This is a genomic window from Paenibacillus taichungensis, from assembly GCF_047302525.1.
Taxonomy (GTDB): Bacteria; Bacillota; Bacilli; order Paenibacillales; family Paenibacillaceae; genus Paenibacillus; species Paenibacillus taichungensis_B.
In genome coordinates this window covers 3,225,463-3,244,912 of sequence record NZ_CP168020.1, presented here as the reverse complement: position 1 = coordinate 3,244,912, position 19,450 = coordinate 3,225,463, and the positions used below count along the sequence as shown (strand labels likewise).

General features: G+C 45.6%; 12 protein-coding genes and 1 pseudogene. All 13 read right to left on the bottom strand.

Going from position 1 to position 19,450, the window contains the following annotated elements:
* Positions 1-64: 64 nt before the first annotated feature.
* Entirely contained in the window at positions 65-1,714 is a 1,650-nt protein-coding gene (locus tag ACDJ58_RS14625; RefSeq protein ID WP_413379084.1) for an extracellular solute-binding protein, read from the bottom strand.
* A 19-nt stretch (positions 1,715-1,733) separates the two neighbouring features.
* On the bottom strand, positions 1,734-4,034 hold the full coding sequence (locus ACDJ58_RS14620) for a helix-turn-helix domain-containing protein (protein WP_413379082.1): 2,301 nt from the start codon (positions 4,032-4,034) through the stop codon (positions 1,734-1,736).
* 276 nt (positions 4,035-4,310) lie between these two features.
* Positions 4,311-5,369, bottom strand: a complete 1,059-nt coding sequence (locus ACDJ58_RS14615) for a glycoside hydrolase family 88 protein (protein ID WP_413379672.1) — start codon at positions 5,367-5,369, stop codon at positions 4,311-4,313.
* Between the two features lie 102 nt (positions 5,370-5,471).
* A complete protein-coding gene (locus ACDJ58_RS14610) occupies positions 5,472-6,353 on the bottom strand; it encodes a carbohydrate ABC transporter permease (RefSeq protein ID WP_063563855.1) in 882 nt (293 codons plus the stop codon).
* A gap of 10 nt (positions 6,354-6,363) precedes the next feature.
* Positions 6,364-7,287, bottom strand: coding sequence for an ABC transporter permease (locus ACDJ58_RS14605; protein ID WP_063563856.1), 924 nt, complete (start codon positions 7,285-7,287; stop codon positions 6,364-6,366).
* Between the two features lie 56 nt (positions 7,288-7,343).
* Positions 7,344-8,969, bottom strand: a complete 1,626-nt coding sequence (locus ACDJ58_RS14600) for an ABC transporter substrate-binding protein (RefSeq protein ID WP_413379079.1) — start codon at positions 8,967-8,969, stop codon at positions 7,344-7,346.
* A gap of 319 nt (positions 8,970-9,288) precedes the next feature.
* A pseudogene (locus ACDJ58_RS14595) lies at positions 9,289-9,687 on the bottom strand (RDD family protein).
* A gap of 289 nt (positions 9,688-9,976) precedes the next feature.
* Positions 9,977-10,939, bottom strand: coding sequence for an ABC transporter substrate-binding protein (locus ACDJ58_RS14590; protein ID WP_413379077.1), 963 nt, complete (start codon positions 10,937-10,939; stop codon positions 9,977-9,979).
* A 23-nt stretch (positions 10,940-10,962) separates the two neighbouring features.
* On the bottom strand, positions 10,963-12,705 hold the full coding sequence (locus ACDJ58_RS14585) for an ABC transporter ATP-binding protein (protein ID WP_413379075.1): 1,743 nt from the start codon (positions 12,703-12,705) through the stop codon (positions 10,963-10,965).
* Positions 12,702-14,501, bottom strand: a complete 1,800-nt coding sequence (locus tag ACDJ58_RS14580; protein WP_413379073.1) for an ABC transporter ATP-binding protein — start codon at positions 14,499-14,501, stop codon at positions 12,702-12,704. The genes ACDJ58_RS14585 and ACDJ58_RS14580 overlap by 4 nt, the downstream gene beginning before the upstream one ends.
* A gap of 234 nt (positions 14,502-14,735) precedes the next feature.
* The gene (locus ACDJ58_RS14575) at positions 14,736-17,246 is read right to left on the bottom strand and encodes a WG repeat-containing protein (protein WP_413379071.1); all 2,511 of its coding nucleotides are present in this window, start codon (positions 17,244-17,246) and stop codon (positions 14,736-14,738) included.
* A 172-nt stretch (positions 17,247-17,418) separates the two neighbouring features.
* Positions 17,419-18,825, bottom strand: coding sequence for a DUF4179 domain-containing protein (locus tag ACDJ58_RS14570; RefSeq protein WP_413379069.1), 1,407 nt, complete (start codon positions 18,823-18,825; stop codon positions 17,419-17,421).
* Positions 18,807-19,349, bottom strand: a complete 543-nt coding sequence (locus ACDJ58_RS14565; protein ID WP_413379067.1) for a sigma-70 family RNA polymerase sigma factor — start codon at positions 19,347-19,349, stop codon at positions 18,807-18,809. The genes ACDJ58_RS14570 and ACDJ58_RS14565 overlap by 19 nt, the downstream gene beginning before the upstream one ends.
* Positions 19,350-19,450: the final 101 nt, after the last annotated feature.

The window sequence follows — 19,450 nt, the reverse complement described above, 5'->3', positions numbered from 1 at the left end:
CGAGGGAACGAAATTACATCAACAAAAACGACACTTCAATGCCCATTTTATACAATATAAGGATTTATTTTGAGGATACAGCGCGATTATACCGCTCTAACGCCTGCTGCTGAATCTCAATCGCACGATCAATCTGTAATGACTTGATTTGCTCGACGTACGTATCGAAAGCATCCACCGGCTCAATACCAAAAATGATTTTAAGCGACATCTCGTCCACTACTTTGTTCACTTCCTGCATGATAACTGACATCTCCGTGCTTTCTTTCTCGGTTTTGGGCAGGGTCGGTACCTGATGAAGAACAGCATCCGTGTTGGACCATAACTGCACCGCCTCTTTCTGTTCCGGCAAAATATAATATTGTTCCATATATCGCGTATCCTGTACAAATGGACCGAAATAACTCGCTCTGGTGTACATCGCTAGTGCTTGTGCCGGCGACCACTTATCAGGGTTTTTCAAAATAGTCTCGGTATACGTCGGATACCCGTCCTTCATCTCAAAACTTACACCTTCAATGCCAAAGTTGAATAGCAAATGTCCCTCAGGCCCATACCCGTAGTCCAGCATCCGTGCTGCTTCTTCTACATGATGACTGTTGCTGGATATGGCGACTCCACTGGAACCGATAGCGGGAGCAAGTTGACCAAATTTCGGGCGGTCTCCTTTGTTCATGACAGGATATGGCGCTGGCACAAGCTTTGCATGGGGATCCGTCTCCTGCAAGATGGGTAGCCATGTACCGATCCCCGCCCCTGCATTCCAGATACTCGCGCCACTGCGTCCTGTTGTCATGTTTGTATCCTGAGTCTCCGAATCGACGGCAGCCAGATTCTTGTCAATGAGTCCCTCCGCATACCATTCACGAAATAAGGATAGAAAAGCCTTATATTCAGGTTCTTGTGCCCCAAACTTAATTTGCCCATCTTCCACGTAGAACCCCTTTTTTATGCCAAAAGCGCCAATAAAACCGCCGCCTTCGATACCAAACAACGGATTCGGAACACCTAGAAAAGTAAGCGGGGCATCAGCTCCCTTTTTGTCCTTAAATGCCTGAAGCATCGTATGCCATTCGTCAATCGTGGTTGGCACATCAAGTCCAAGTTCATCCAGCCAGTCCTTCCGGATAATCGGTCCTTGATAGGTTCGCAACTTATCATCTCCCTGAATAAAGGGAAACGCGTAATAACTTCCGTTCGCTGTGCGAATCTGCATATCAATGTCTGGATGCTCGGTCAGGTACTGTTTCAGATGAGGTGCGTATTGATCAATAACATCGTTTAATCGCAGAATATATCCATCTTTGATCGCTTTCTCCGGCCCACCGGGATAATTGCTCCACTCGTATTCAATCATATCCGGCAGTTCTCCGGACGTAAGCAGCACATTAATCGCTTCTTTGGCCTGATTGGCGGGAGGCCGGATGAATTGAAGGTTGACTCCGGTTCTCCGCTGCCACTCCTGAAAAAAAGGAACCTCATTGAAGCTGGATTTAATGCTCGCTGCATTGCCATTCAATTCTGCCCAGTAGGTTAATTTCCCAGCGTCATTGGGTGAAGCAATTGAGACGGTCTGGTACTCTGATGAGCCGGAACGTTCATCCAGCTTGGCATCCGAATCTGTCCCGTTCTGATCGCAAGCAGTCAGCATACCAAGCAGCAGGATGAATCCTGTCAACTTTGCTATGAATGCCAACTTCCTCTTTACGTTCATGTTCCGGTCTCCTTTCAAATCAACAGATTTCTTTATATTTACCAGGCGTAATGCCTTCGTATTTCTTGAATACTCGGATGAAAGTTGCTGCATCGTTATACCCGACCATTCGGGATATTTCTGTAATGGATTCCTGTTTATGCTCAATCATTTCTTTAGCCTGTCGGATACGGCACTTATGAATGCAGTCCAGCAGACCCTCACCGGTCTGATTCTTGAAGAGTTTGGACAAGTAACTGCCCTTAAGCTCAAAATGCTCACCAATTGCGTTGACGTTCAAATTCACATCCGTATAGTTACTCTCAATATACTGTGTGACTTGGGTACTGAGATGACGCAGAGAATCCTCACGTTCTTGTGATACATTCGTTGCGCGCTTTTCACCGGCATAGGCACATACCTCCTCAAGCAAACCCTGCAAAGCCTCCTGCATCTCTTGGATGGTATCCCCGGCAATAATGTCATCAATCCGATGCGGGTAGTGAGTTAGTGTATTGTTATCCCTGTCCCCCAGATCATTGATGGCCTTTATCATCGTACCTACCAGGTTAAAAATCAGGCAACGAGCGAGTGTAATCGACATAATCGTTTTATCAAAGTTTCGCTCTGTAATCTCGTTCATGTAAGCGCTTGCTTGTTCAGTATCTCCCGCCTTGATAAAATTAAGAAGCTGTTGTTCTACCTGAAGCGGATAGTAGTAGCCAAACGGGTCATCCGCCATCGCATCGCTGCGGACATCCCCATAGGTAATGATGCCTTTCTTGCCAAGCACCATTTTGTATTCCATCGCGTCTACTGCTTCCTGGTATGCTTCGGCGATGCCAATCCACGACGTATGGCGTCCGCTGATGGAGATCGTCAGTTCCATATCATAGCGTTCCAGGAAGCGCTGCGCTTCTGCCGCAATGTGATGAAGATCCTGATTCCAATCCGAAGAATCCGCTTTCATATTTACAAGGCAGACCATCATATCATCGACTTCCGCTACATATCCGATGTGCTGGTGCTCCGAAGTCAGTTCTTCAACCACATTGGAAATAATGAGATGGATCAATTTGTTTCGTTCGTTGATATCAATACCCGGTAGCTTTCCATAGAGGTTCTCTTCATTTTCAATTACAAATAGGATAACAGCAAATTCACTTGAATAGAGCGGCATATGAAAGGAACGGAAAGCATCTTCATAGGGCACAAGCGTATCCTGTTTGCCTTTCAGAAGCCGATTAATCATATTGGAGCGCAGCACCTGCTGATGTTTTTGCAACTGCTGGGCAATCTCGTTCTTTTCTGATCGTGTGTTCATAATGACCTTTTGAATAAACCGAAGTTCGTTCCGATCAGCGGGTTCATTCTGAGTATTTTTGTCCTTAAGTGATTCAACGAGCTGTTGGATTGGGGAGTAATTCCGGCGCATGAAGAACCAGGTCAGTACACCCGCACTAATGAGACTTACCACGATACTGATATACGTAAAATTACGGACATATACTGCCTTTTCCCAATACAGGCTGCTGGGAATAATCAATGCGTACTTCAGATCGGATACCGCGGAGTCCATATAGAACATCTCCGACTTGCCTACTTTGGCGTTATCCAACTGAACCTGATTGCCATTCATAAATGGCTTCAATTCCTCCGATCCGGGACGATTGCTCATCAGAATCTCGTTATTCTGGTTCAGAATCAGCAGCGTGGCATCACTAAAACCCGAAATGCTCTCAATCGCTTCCTGGAATCTTCGCGTATCCGCCATGACGACAACCGTACCGGTCTCCTGACCATTCAAATCGTCAGGCAGACGTGTAATGTACGCAATGGAAGACTCCGCCGGGGCTGCATTCTGATGTGGCAGAATGACGAATTGATTCGTTTCTGCACCCAGGATCTGATCCCGCCACGCTTCGAAAGACATTGCACCTGTGTTATGTATGGTATGAAATGCCGTTTGCATATCCCGAATATTACCTGAACGGAGAATGGATTGATCTTTTTTCCACACGACGTAGAATTCATCGATGGATGCGTAGGATGTTTTATAGAGACGGAGTTCCTTTACCAGTTGGTAAGCCGTGTACGGCGCCTCTTTGGCCGGCTGATTGGAATACATCAGCGTTTGCAGATTTGGACTCCACGTCATCTCCATGTTTAACCGCTTCATAAGATCCACTTGTGTATCGATCGTATATCGCATCTGCTTCAATAAAGAATCGTTGGCCCGATGTATTTCACTCTTCAATGTCTCATTCGCTTGCATGTAAATAACCAAACTGATCAGAATCGGCACAATCAAAACAGCACTGTAAGAGACAAGCCAGGTCACAATTATGCTTTCTCGTTTTTGCCACAAATATCGAATGTTTAGCAACAACTCATCACCCAACTCTTCGTAGATTATCTATGCTTGGATCAGGAATTTATTATAACGGTAAGAGCGCGATTGGGATATAGATAAAAAGTTCAATTCGATTGACAAAAAGGGTAGCAACCACTGATTTTCCCCGTCAAATCAAGCACAAATAGCCCGAATAGACTAATTTCGTCTATCGGGCATTCGGTATCACGTTGAGAATGTTTTATAAATATTCTTAGAATTTTTTTAGAAAATGCGATGCTTCCAACCGTTTAATTTGGCACTCGCCTCGACGTAGAAATAGTCACCATAAATGAGTGAGACGTTCACGTTCTGACCTGCCGGTTTATGACCGGTTCCCTCAAGAAGCATACCTTCGTGCTCAGGAAGATTCCATGTTCCATAATGATCCCGCAGGGAACTCAGGATACGTTTGGCAACGGTAGCATAGAGTCTACCCTCCGGATCAGGAAGTACATCTGCAAGCTCAAGCAGTCCGGAAGCAGCAATTGCACCAGCAGAGCTGTCTCTTGGAATCTCCTCTCCTTCTTCTGGCTCTGCACGGAAATCCCAATGCGGAACGCTATCCTCAGGCAGGCTGGAAATGAAGAAGTTCGCCACACGCTGTGCAGCATCCAGATATGCCGGGTCCTCTGTATAACGATACGTATTCGTTAATCCATATAAAGCCCACGCAGCTCCCCGACTCCATGCCGAATCCGGCGCAGCTCCCTGACCCCCTATCGCTTCTGCCCGTTCACCTGTCTCGGGATCAAATCGAATAATATGATGCACAGAACCATCTTCCCGCACAAATTGCTTCATGACCATATCCGCATGAGCTTTGGCGATATGGTTGAAACGTGGATCTCCACTCTCCTCAGACGCCCAGAAGAGCAAGGACAGGTTCATCATGGTGTCGATGATCGACCAGCCGAGCATGTCTCCATTCCAAGCCCGTATGAAGTTGCCTTTGGTATTGAAGCGGCCAGCCAGGAAGTTGGCGGCAAATAAGGCACGCCTTGCGGCATCGGCATCTCCCGTGAGCTTGTATTTGATGACGGCTGTGGGCAGGAAATGAAAGCCCACGTCGTGATCGAAGTAGTTATTTTCGAGAAACCGTTCTGATAGCCGTTCATCCCAATTCCATGCAGCCTCTTTATATTTCTCATCACCCGTCATATCGTACACAATCCACAGTATGCCTGGCCAGAATCCCGAGGTCCACCAATCGATTCTCATGTCGTCATAGATGCCATTCGTACCAGCAACATGCGGAGACTTTTCACCTATGGCTGCAAGCATCTGATCGGCTTTACTCTTAATCTGATCCCACACGTCCTTGTTCACTTCATTTAATACGCTCATGTAACGTCATACCTCCTTACCGTTCTTCAATTCTCTGGTTTAACCTTTCAATGAACCAACCATGACACCTTTCACGAAAAAGCGCTGCAAAAATGGATAGATGCACAGGATTGGTATCGTCGCTACCATAATAGTCGCATACTTGATGGTTTCCCCAATCTGGAAGCGATCCCCAGCCGATGCACCTGCCGACATGCTCTCCGTGGAATTGGCAATCAGAATCTCACGCAGCACCAATTGCAATGGGAACAGTTCTCGGCTTTTGATAAACACAGATGCATAGAACCACCCGTTCCACTTATCAACTGCGTAATACAGAATCATCACGGCGATCACTGGCATGGACAACGGGATAATAATACGGAACAAAATGGTGAAGTGATTGGCTCCATCGATCTTGGCCGATTCTTCCAAACTGTCCGGAATGCCCATAAATGACGTTCGCATGATGATCAGGTTAAACGTGCTGATGGCAAAAGGCAGAATGGTCGACCACAATGTATCTAACAGGCCAACGCCTTTTACAACCAGGTACAGTGGAATCAACCCACCGCCAAAGAACATCGTGAACACGATAAAGAACATGAACACTTTGTTCCACATCACGTTTTTACGGGATAGAACATACGCACCAAGCGCAGTCATGAACAGGTTGACGATGACGCCGAATACAAGAATAAACAATGTATTACGGAAACCTGTTGCTATACCTGGATTGGCAAGTACGCTCTTGTAAGCTTCCAGACTGAAGCCGACCGGCTTCCACAGGAGACCCTTGTTTGCTAACAGCTGCGCCGAATCACTTAAGGACGCAAATAACACGTAGAGCAGCGGATACAATGTGACGATGACAAGCAGGATTAGAAATGTATAATTGAAAATCGTAAAGATTCGGTCAAACCAACCGCTTTCCTTAATCAAAGTTACCACCTCACCATAAGCTGTTTTGACTCACTCTGCGGCTGATATAGTTCGCCGAAATCAGAAGAACGAGATTGATCACCGAGTTAAATAGACCGACTGCCGAGCTGTAACTCCATCCGAATTCCAACAATCCTTTTCGATATACGAAGGAAGAGATTACGTCAGCCGTTTCATACGTCACCGGATTGTAGAGCAGAATGATTTTCTCGAACCCGACATTCAGCATATTACCCATCCGGAGAATGAACATGATCGTAATAATAGGCAGTAATCCGGGTAGTGTAATGTGAAACATTTGCTTGAGACGGCTCGCTCCGTCTATCTTCGCCGCTTCATACTGCTCTAGGTCGATGCTCATCAACGCAGCGATATAGATAATGGATTCCCAACCGATCCGTTGCCATATTTCAGACAGGACATAGATCGGACGGAACAGCTCCGGCTTTTGTAGCATCGCCTGACCGTCATATCCAAGCATCATGATAAGGCGGTTGATTAAACCATCCGCGTTCGTGAAGTCCGTAATAATACCGCATATGACGACGAGAGAGATGAAATAAGGCATATACGTTATCGTCTGAACGACCCGCTTGAACGCGCGCTTGCGTACTTCATTGATGAGCAGCGCCAGAATGATCGGTGCGGGGAATTCAAAGACCAGCGTATATAAACTGATGAGAAGGGTGTTCTTCAGAACACGCAAGAAATAATAACTGTTGAAAAACTCTTCAAAGTGTTTCAGCCCAACCCAATCACTCCCCAAAATACCCTTCATCGGAGAATAATCTTTAAAGGCAATAATTGCGCCGTACATCGGGCCGTAATGAAATATTAAATAATATCCAATAACGGGAATCATCATGATATACAAATACTTGTTCATCATGAAGTCCCGCACGAACCGGCTTCTAAAGGATTGACGATTGCTCATGATGTACCTTTTCACCTCTTTTCAATCGGGAGGGCTAGAGCCCTCCCCTTTTACAGTTACCGGTTGTTGTAGCGTTCGAGTGCTGCTGTTTGGATTTCAATAGCTCGATCCAGATGTAACGATTTCATTTTCGCGACATAGCTCTCGAATTGATCCACCGGTTCGTTGCCCAGAATGATCTTGATGGTCATCTCATCGACGAGTGTGTTGATATCATTCATGATGGTCGCGTATTCGGAGCTCTCTTCAGGTGTAGGTGTGATTGAAGGCAGATTATATTTTGCGGCCTGTGTATTCTTCCATACATCAATGGCATCGCGCTGAGTCTGTAATGCAAAGAACTGCTCGGCATAACGTTTGTCTTGAACGAACGGACCGTTATAGCTGCTGCGGGCATATAGTGAAATCGCTTGTGCAGGAGCGAGTTTATCCGGATTCTTCAGCAGCAAGTCTGTGAATTTCGGATAATCGCCTTCCATGTTATAGCTGACACCCTCTTCACCGAAGTTGAAGAACATGTGCCCTTCCTCACTGTAGCCGTAATCCAGCATGCGAACGGCAAGTTCCGGGTCCTTGGCTGCCGTCGTGATGGCAACCGTACCTTCCGAGGCATAACCCTGATTAAGCTGGCCGAATTTAGGAATGTCACCTTTGTTAAGTACCGGATATGGGGCAGCGACCAGAACGGCATCCGGATCATTTGCTTCAACGAGCGGCTGCCATTTGCCGATACCTCCGCCTGCGTTACCGACACTAGCGCCAGTAGCACCAGAAGCGAGGTTACCGTCAACAGATTTGGTATCAGCTGTCGAGATGTTTTTATCAATCAAACCTTCTTTGTACCATTCCTGGAATAACGTCAAGTATTCTTTGAAACCTTCTTCCGCAGGACCAAATTTGACCTGTCCGTCTTCCTGATAGAATCCGCGGTTTACACCGAAGGCACCCAGGAAAGCACCATTACCGGAATCGTTAAAGAATCGTGGCTTACTTACTACAGAGAACGGAGCGGCTGCGCCTTTTTTCTCTTTAAAAGCTCTAAGGGTTGTTGTCCACTCATCAATTGTTTCCGGAACCGGCAGTCCCAGCTCATCCAACCAATCCTGACGAATGATTGGACCTTGGAAGACACGCAGGTACTCATCTCCCCGAACGAACGGGAATACATAGTAGCTGCCACTGTCCGTTTTGACCATCTTGTCGATATCCGGATTCTCCTGCAGGTATTTCTTCAGATTCGGAGCATACTGGTCAATTAGATCGTTCAGCTTGAGGATGTAACCATCATTGATGGCTTTCTCCGGTCCACCGGGAAAATCTCCAATGAAATTATACTCCAGCATGTCTGGCAAATCCCCGGATGCCAGCATCACGTTAAAGGATTCTCTGACCTGACCTGTCGGTGGTGCCGTGAATTTGAGTGGCACGCCGGTTTTTCCCTGCCATTTCTGAAAGAATGGAATTTCGCTGTGCGAATTTTTGACCCCGATCAGGTTTCCGTTAATTTCACCCCAATACGTAAGCGTCTTATCCGTTTGAATCGGATAGGTTGTTGCTTCCGTTGATCCGCTTGGTGTCCCTTTATCAGCGTCGCCCGTTTTACTGTCTCCGGACGAACACCCCAGGATCGTTGTACCTAATAACAGGATCATCAAACTCGTAGATAACACTTTTCTTCTCATGGACCTTATCCTCCACCTTTTGGGAATGTCTGTGCTCTACCTCAGAGTAAGGGAGAGCGCATTGTAGCGATATTCGCAAAAGATGAAATGACATGTTGATTTCGTCAGAACCAAATGATCATTTAGCCAAAACGATAGACAAATTATCTATGCAATCATCTGCAATGCCTTGAATTTGCTGTATTGGCGCGGGTTTGTGACTGTAATTCTGACATCACAAAAAAACAGACCATGAACACTGTTCATAGTCTGTAACGTGGGTGAATATGAGTTGATTGGAATATAAACAATATTTGTGCCAGGGCTTACCTTCTCATTTTTAGTCCCAAACGACTTCGGTACCTGCGATAAAATCATGTATTGCACGTTTGTCTTCTCGTACAGCAACCATGATGACACTTACAATGAAACCAATACCAAAAGTTATTCCTTATACAAGTCCTGCAACAATTACTCGCATCAGCATGGTTCCAATTCCAGGGGGCTCATGTGTATCGTATTTTCGAATTCGAATTCCGCAGATGCGTTTTCCAATTGTTCTACCGTACCAGAATGCTGGCAATAAAATGGAATACAATGCACTTAATATTTTTGCTATAGGTTCATCACTATCATAGTTTCCTGTAATGAGCCCTGCGATAACCATTAAAGGCAATGCAATAATAATACCATCCAAAATACTTGCACCGAGCCTTATCCAAAAACCTGCTTTGTACAAAATGTTTCCTCCAAACTTTCTTTACTAAAAAAACTAATGAATACGTTTATCCTAACTCCTTTCATAAATTTGTTCTAACTCAACATATGTATGTACATATAAAGATAGTATAACTGAAAAATTTACCATAAAGCCAAATAACATCCTTTTATTATGAGGATCACAACATCAACATTTCGACCACCCTTTGTGAATTTCCGGCAAACAAAAAGCCCCTCAACATTGGTTGAGAAGCCCATCCATGGCGAACCATTTAACTTTTAATCTTTCGTTACATTTTTGTTCAGCATTACTTCTGTCCTTCCAAAATCATGTTACCCAAACGATCCATGAGTTCCATCCGTCCCATAGCCGTATAAGAATAATTGTAGTTATCTACACTGGAGATTTTATAAATCTTCCCATCCTTGACGGCATTCATGTTATTCCACACCTTGCTGTCTTCCATTTTGTTCTCGCTATTCTCCATCAGCACCAGCTCGTCCGGATTGACGGAGATTAGCGCCTCTATACTGATCTGTTTGCCTCCCCAGCCTTCGGGCTCAGGAATACCTTCTGTACGTTTTAGGCCCCACTCGCCGTACAACATCTCTGCCGCACCTTTATTCGAATAGATCACCAGATTGTTAGGATAGGTTTCGATGACCGCAAAAGATTCACCGTTCACAGCCGATTCGAGTTTTTGCTTCCACTCAGCCGACTTTGCATCATATTTAGCCAGGAACTCATCCTTTTTGGTTTCTTCTCCGAATGTATCTGCCAGGAACGTCAGACGTTCTCTCCAATCATAATACGAGTATGGCAAAACAATTGTCGGTGCAATCAAGGATAAGGTTTCATACTGATCTGTATTAAAATCCTTTCCCAGAATTATCAGATCCGGGTTCGATGCAGTCACCGCTTCTATACTGAATTTGCTGCCCAACCACCCCAGAACTACGGTATTTGCATCCAACTTGTCTTTAAGGGGTGGAGTGATCTGATCCTGCTGCCCATAATCCGCGCTGGTCGTTGCGACAGGCGTTTTACCCACGATCAGTAATTCCTCTGTTGAGCCGGACAGATCCACAATCCGCTCCGGATTAAGGGGGATTGTAACTTCTTCTCCATTTGGATTGGTGATGACTTTCGTTGTCTCTTGCGTCGTTCCCTCTGATGAACGAACCTCCTGACTGCTTGTCTGTTCAGTTCCGCAAGCCGCAAGCATCAACATGGAGCATAATGCAATCCATATATGAATTCGTTTTAACATTTGAACTATTCTCCTCTCCAATTCTACACTTTTACTTGCCATCCCTCGGCATCATGCTGTAATTGCCACAGACGCGAATAGATGCCCGATGTTAGCAATAATTGCTCATGCGTTCCTTGTTCCACAAGCTGGCCCTGATCCAGAACAAGGATCTGATCCGCATTTTGGATCGTTTTCAAACGATGGGCGATCAGGATTACCGTTTTGTTCGCGACCAGCTCATTAATCGCTTGCTGTACAGCGGCTTCATTTTCCGGGTCGAGTGACGCCGTAGCTTCGTCCAGCAATACGATGGATGCATTTTTCAACAACGCACGTGCAATCGATATACGCTGCTTCTCCCCACCAGATAACGTCGAGCCTCCTTCTCCCACTAACGTGTCATAGCCTTGAGGCAAACTTGCGATAAACTCATGACAGCAAGCCCGTCGTGCTGCTTCTTCAATCTCTGCCTGGGTAGCCTCTTTCTTCCCTACACGTATGTTGTTGCCGATCGTATCCTGGAACAGATACACGTCCTGGAAGACAACAGAGATATCCTCCAACAATTTCTCCGGGTCCATACGGTTAATCGGCTGCCCGCCAATCGTAATGGAACCTGACTGCACATCCCAGAAACGCGCAATGAGACGGGTAACCGTACTTTTACCACTACCAGATGGCCCTACAAGAGCAGTAATCGAGTGCGGAGGGATGGTAAACGACAAATCCTTCAGCACAGGCAGCTCATCATCATAACCAAAGGTTACGCGGTCAAACGAAATCGCCTGATTAGGTTGTACGCTGCCTGTTCCTGTCATCGGCGCTTCCTGCTGCACTTCCATAATGCGCCGTGCACTATATGCGGAGTATCGCATTTCACCATAACTCATCAGCGCAACGGTCAGAGGTTCAAACACTTTCGTACCGACCAGCAAAAACAGCAGAAATATCGGCAATGTCAATTCCCCGCCAGCAAGCAAATAACTACCTGCCAAAATCATCCACGTCATGCCGGACCGCGCAAGCAGCATCGCTCCCATAATCATCGGACCCATAATGCCTTCCAACCGAATGGATGCCGACTTCAACTCGTCAAAAGAACGACGCAGTCGTTCAAATCGTTCTCCGCCCATATTGTGGGCTTTGATCTCACGAATCCCCGTTAAATACTCTTGCAGCCGGCTGGCCGCTTCGTTCTTGGCTCTCACATGATTCTCGCTTAAGCGAGCCTGAATGGAGTCTGTCATCCATAACAAGGCCACACCCAGTGGAACAGCGATGAACATCGCCACTGCCATTCGCCAATCTACAAACAGCAGTCCAGCAAAAGCCAACACCGGCAGCACAATTGCGCTGATGAGCTGTGACAGATTGTGAGAGATCGTATGCTCTACCTGTCCATAATCACTCAGAATCAGATTGGTCAGATCTCCCGGGTCCCTTTTGCCGAAGAAACCCAATGATAGATGACGAATATGTTCAGCCAGCTTCAAGCGTCCCGTTGCAGCGAGGCTGTATGCTGCCCGATAGGTTTTATCATAGAGAGAAGAGTAAGCCGCATATTCCACCAACAGCCATGCAAACAGAATGCAGCACACAATCCACATTCGCTGGATATCCAGTTCCTTTTCCTGTTCAGCGAAGGATTTGTATATCGTATTGAAAATATCAACGAGCAGCGCAGCCGGAACGATCTTGGCAATCCCGTCCAGAATGGCGGCTATGATGGATGGAAGCAGACTGCGGGGGTTACCACCCGATATGTTGTATAAATAGTTCCTCATTGCTTCGCACCTCCAAGCTTCCACGAAGCTGCATGAATATGAGCCTGCCACATCTTTTCATACAAACCGTTTGCCTCGCGTAATTGATCATGTGTACCTCGCTCAACAATGGCACCCTGGCGAATGACCAGGATCTGCTCAGCTGCTCGAATCGTTGTTAGACGATGAGCAATAATCAGGACCGTTTTACCTTGAACCAGTTGGGCCAGACCTTGCTGGATCTTATGTTCATTCTCTGCATCCGCGTACGCTGTCGCTTCATCCAATACGAGAATGGGAGCATCCTTGAGTAAAGCTCTCGCAATGGCAATCCGTTGAGCTTCACCGCCAGACAGGTAAGTTCCACCTTCTCCAATTTTGGTGTCATATCCCTCATCCAGCTTCTCAATAAACTCATGACAACAAGCCGTTCGAGCCGCTGCAATGACATCATCCCGTGATGCAGCTGTATTGCCCATGCGGATGTTTTCCTCAATCGTATCGTAGAACAGATGTACGTCCTGGAATACAAAGGAAACTGTCTCCACCAGCTTCTCTGTCCCCATTTCCTGAATGGGAACCCCACCAATCGTAATTTCGCCTTGCTGCACGTCCCAGAAACGCAGAAGCAGATTGGCAATGGTAGATTTTCCGCCACCCGAAGGTCCAACCAATGCGGTCATTTCTCCTGCTTTAGCTACAAAATCAACTTCTTGAAGTACAGGTTTGAACGCTTCGCTATCCTTTTGTTCATAAGCAAAGGATACCTGCCGAAAAGCCACTTCATATGTATCGGGCACTTGCGGAGAGAGAGGTTCCTGTACAACCGACTCGGCAAATACAGCCTTGATCCGATTCTGACCTTCCACGATCTCACGCATGCCACTGCCCAAATACATCAGCTTCAGTAGTGGCGCGGACAAACTTGGTGTAATGATCAGAAATAGAATAAAGGTGATCGCAAAAGACTGATTGCCTGCGTTTCCGCTGGAAAGTAAAATGCCGATCGGAACAATAAAGGTAACCAGCGAAATAATGATGATGAAAAACATGCCATACGACGTCTTACATAAATCGGTTATTCTCAACGAAATATCGCGATAACGAGTTACTGCCTGTTTAAAGGTGAGAAACGAGTCCGCTGTAATACCGAATACTTTTACCGCCGGCATTCCTCTTACGTACTCAACCCCTGTTGAGTTCATCTCTTCAATCGCATGCTGAAAATCACGATATGCCTGACGCCCCCGCTCATTTCGGAAGATGCTGCTTTGCAGCCAGAACCCGATAATCATGGGAACAAGCAAGACCAGTGCCATACGGTAATCTAGCCAGAACAAATAGCAAAGTAGTACCAGTGGAATGACGATTGCGCTTACCAGATCGGGAAGCTGATGCGCGATGAACTTCTCTATTTTCTCAACGCTGACTTCAATGATTTTCTTCAGCTCACCTGTCGCAGTTCGGGTGTGATACCCCATCGGCACTTTTGCCACATGGTCAGCAAGCTTTACCCTGAGCTGGTACAGGATGTTGAACGCAGCGATATGCGAGCACATCCCTCCAATATAGAGCGCAATAAGTCCGGCGATCAGCGCTCCGAAAGAGACGAACCCCCAATACATCAGCAAATCCCTGTCCAGGGCAGATGGCTCCCGAGCATGGATTAACAGTTCTTCGACGATTTTATACACTCCGATAAATGGAACCATTTGCAGCAGACTCGATAATACCGAGAAGATACTTGCTGTAATCAGCAAACCTTTCCGCTCCTTGGTTACTTCCATTAAACCGGATACTTCAGATGTGGTGTTCATCCCGCTCCTCCTGACATTAATAATCATTCTCAATATCGCGCAGTGTTATATACGCCCAATTAATATCTCACAGCACAGCGATCAGCTACTACCTCAAAACGGAGTAAAAATACCTCTATACGGATAATAAACGGCATCATTTTGTTTTATTTCATCTGATAATTCACGAGAACGAAAGAAAAGAGACCATATATTGGACATATGGCCTCTCTGCACTAGGGTGAAATGGATTGGTTATGGTTGCTCGTGAAAAGCTTTCCAGAATGAACCCTCTGTATTAATAATATCCTTGATCTGGACAAAAGGAATTGTAAACGTCGGAAATCCCGCGACGTAAGGAGCGATTTCATAAGGGCTAAAGTATAGATGCAATGCATCCGCTGTGACAAAAAACGGCTGATCCGGGCTGATTCCCTCATACGTATCCGGAAAAACATAAGAGTACTGCGGATCATTCTTGATCTGATCACCTACGATTTTGCTAAGCACCTTCACATAATCACTGTTCGGTTTAAACAAATCCTTGAGTTCATACATCTGACCACTGCTCAGATTAATGATCGCATAGATCATTGTCGGCATGCCATGTGCTGCACCAGCCGGGTAGTTATAACCCGTGAGTTTGAGTTGAAGCAATTGCTGCTGGTAGAACGTAATATCAAAATCCCCTGTATACGTGTAATCCAACTTCTGATCCGCAGGGATTGGCTTCACTTGGGAAAGTGCCTTTAACTTGGCGTTTACTGCAAGCTGAACGGCTTGATCGGTTAACCCTTCCACCTGCGGATAATACACGAGGTAATCGGGGTTTGGCTTATATTTCTCTTCACGTACACGATAAGGCGGGTGAAGTGGAACGATTGTATTTTGCCGCCAAATGATTTGCCCGGTTCGGTTTACATAGGATACGCGCTGGTCAACATATGCCTTGATCAGATCGGGAGCTACCAATTCGAGTGTGCCCGAGCCTTCAACACGTGGGTATCCCGTTGCAGGTCGCCCATTTAGATCCAGAAAGAACGTTTGTGTTCCATTTGTGGCTGAAGCCAGCCCTCCCTTGTAATTTGATACATCCGTATATACAAAATCCGAAAGTTTCCTACCATTGACATCTGCAATTGCATAGACCGATCCGATAAAAGACTGTTTGGGATCAATCGCTTGCCCCAGGGCCAACCGATGTTCTCCCAGATCTCGAATGTCATTGTAGGCGGGTTGGATGGTAAATATGCCCTGAGTATTAATAACGCCATAGATGGAGTTGTAATCCTCCGCTGTATTCACAATAGCGTACCCACCACTGAACGGAAATGCCGATGTGAAGCTCGGCTGAATTCGGATATGACCACTTTCGTCGATATAACCGTATTTTCCCGATGCCTCTTTCTGAAAAGGAAGTAATCCGTCACCCAGAGTTCCTACATAGGCATATGGATACGTCGCCAGCCGCTGACCATTTCGGTTAATTAACGCATATTCATTTTCCTTGATCTGCACAACGGCCTGGCCATCCTGAAAATCGTTCGCTGAAGCGAACTGCGCCCGAATGACCTCATTTCCAGAGGTGTCCAAATAACCGTAACGACTGACTTCCCCGCCTGCCTGACTGCTGTCTGAAAGGTAAAATAGCGCTCGGCCGTCCTTCACATCGGCTATATACGGATACGCCCGTTTGGTCAGTACTGCGCCTTGTTCATCAATCATCTTGAACCCTTGGGAATCAATGACAATGGCCCGACCTTCTGTAAAAGAATTAATGGAATCGTATACAGGTTGAATGACAAATTGCCCGTTAAGATTGATGATGCCAGTCTTCCCGTCTTTCACTACGACAGCCAGGCCATTTCGTTGAAAGTCTTGGGCATCGTCAAGTATCGGTTCAAGACGAATACGACCTTGGGCGTCCATATAACCCCACCGGGTTCCAGTTGTTGTTCTAACTGATATCGGAAATAACCACGTTGTTTCACGCGGCCCCTCTGTGCCCATGGCTTGCCTAATCTTCTTTTCCAGCTCAAGCAGAACTTTCCGTGAAGGGTAGGGGTCACTGAAACTTAGCGCTTTTTGGACCGAAACGAGTGCAGCAGGAAATAATCCGGCTTTATACTGAGCGTCCGCAAGATAATACCAATAGAAAATATAATCTGGATGTTGTTCTGCCAATTGTTCGTAATACTTTACTACCTTAGGAAAGTAATACGGGTATACATCTGTTGCGGGAACCCATTTACCATTCTGCCAGCGGATGATCTCGACCCGATAAGCTTCACCTGTATCATGAATCCAGAGTGCAATCTCTACTTTGCCATCTCTGCCGTGGTGACCCGGCATATCGATGATTTCCGCATGGCTGTAATACAAATCTTCTGGCGCCTGATCAGTCAGTCCTGATTCCGTCCATTCATATACAGCAAGCTTCGACCAGATCGCACCGATCTGCCAGCCGACAATGAGATTGTTCCGCGCCGTGGATGTCACCGATGCCGCTGTCAGCAAGGTAACACCATAACCCAAGCCTTTCGTCAAAGACATCTTGATCCAGTGACCCTGGTAAAATTTCAGAACTAGCAGCATCAATTCTCCGCCCTGCTCATATACAGCAGCAATCTCCGGCATTCCGTCTCCGGTTAAATCTGAAGCATAAATGGCCGGATGTTTGACCGGTTTATCAATGGTGACGACAGTCGCGTCAGCCGGGATATGTTGATTGACAATTTGCGTTAACAGAGGTTCGCTCATGGACATGCCTGTTTCCTCCTTAAGACAGCATTCGCCTAATGGTATGGGTATGCAACATAAGCGGGGATATGACATCTCAGCGAATATAACCGTTAACCTTGAAAAGTTGAGAGCGAATAACAAAATCTTATAAAAAAAGAGCAGTCGTGAAGACCGCCCATTTTATTTGTAACTATCTTTAAGGATCTTGCAATAACACTTTCTGTCCGTTCAACATCAGATAATTCACTTCATTTACCGGTATTGTTTGAGGTGATATCCACTTCATCAAATTGTCGTCAATGTTCAGGAACCCCGATTTGGGATAAATGCTCGTGCCATCGTTGAGATAGAGTACCATATGAAGATTCTCAGGCGTTATTTGGTTGACCCCTTTGCCCATAAGCGTAACACCCAGGGAGGAGACTACAATCTCTGTACGTAATTCATCATTCAGCGTAAGAGTTGCTTTTCCAGTTTTACTTAATAAATCCTGTTTCAGATCAAAAGTTGTTTCCCATTTCCCCGTAACGTACTGATCATAACTAGTAAAATCTCCTTTAAGCTGGAGCTTGTTGAGTTGACTGATATTCGAAATATCAAAAATATACTCCTCATAATCCCCACCGTATCGAGTACCACCTTTGATATAAGAGCCATAGGAGACACTATTCATGGGGATATCCTGCTTGTTCCCTTGATCATCAGTAAAGAAAAAATAACCATGATTGTATCTACCCATCTCGTCATCTGGATTAATCTGAATATGCAATTTCCCATCGACGAAACCTATATTGGATATATACATCCAATTGATCCCAGGCAACTTAATATGGGTTTGATCCTGACGAAGTACATGAATGAATTCCTGTTCACTTAATTCCAGAGCGGATTCACCTCCCCACCCGCTAATACTGTCTTTGAGTGGATCAAGAGTGTCATATTCGGTCTGCTGCTTCTTACTCAGGAGTTCTGAGAGATTGAGCCCAGAATCATAGTTCTCCTCTTTATTTGCGCCTGATAAAAAAGAACTAATCTGGACACTCATTCGATTGCTGAGCCGTTTTCCCTGAACCAGAAATCGAATAATCGCAGTCTTCTCAGCAGGATCATACTGTACTAACTTTGCATTATGTGACCGACCACCTGATACATGAAAATCATATACATCAAGCGAAGCATTCACTCGGTCTTCTGTTAAATCCTTGAGGGCCACATAAATTTCAGTTGTGCTGCCGTCTCGAACAGCACCGAGAGTCTGCATGCGTATGCCCTGATCTTCACTGGTCTTATTTACCGGACGAAGAATGTTGATTCGATCTCCACTCAAAAATTGCAGAATAGATGAAAGATCAATTACTCCCATAGCCGCTGCTGCACCTGTAACAATAGTTAAAGAGAGGATGGCTGCAATGGGGATATAGATTAACTTACGGGTTCTTCTTCTATTTAGTTGTTTGCTCTTCTTCTGTGAATTAAATTGCAAATTTGCCTCAAGGCGCGCTTTCTCATGGAATATTTTTTTGATATGGGTTAGATTCTGTTCCGTAAAATGATCTCCTGGATTCGATATGGGAATCACCTCCTCTATTTCTTCTGCAACCACCACTTACGCAACCACTGTTTCGAACGATAAATTTTGTTATTGACCTGTCTGACGTGCAAAGACAATGCTTCTGAAATTTCCAATGGCTTCTGAGCTTCGTAAAACCGACGTTTCAGAATTTCTCGGTCTGGTTCAGGAAATGATTCAATAGCCTGCTCCAATTCAAGTTGCCTTTCTTTACTGATTAATTTAGAGAGAGTGTCCTCAGTTTGAACAAAATGAATACTCTCCTCATATGAAATCTCACTTCTGCGATTCCATTTCCGGTAACGATCACTGGCCTTGTGCTTCGCAATAGTTGCCAGATAATTTTTCAAACTACTGCGCTCGGGCTGGAAAGAAAGTGGATTTTGCCAAAATGAAAAAAAGGTGTCTGCTACGCATTCTTCGATTTCTTCTGTTGAGGCATTATGTAATATAGAATAAATAATTTTCCACAACAATCCAGCATAGTTATTCATCACCCATTCCATGGCTTCATGGTCACGTCTAGCGACTGCTTTCCTGATCTGTTCTTCCTTCATGCTCACCCTCCCTTCCATATTAGATTCGATTCAAAAACCCAATTTACTCAAATGAAATAAAAAGAATTGCAGATGCTCACGCTTCTGCAATTCTTTATGTG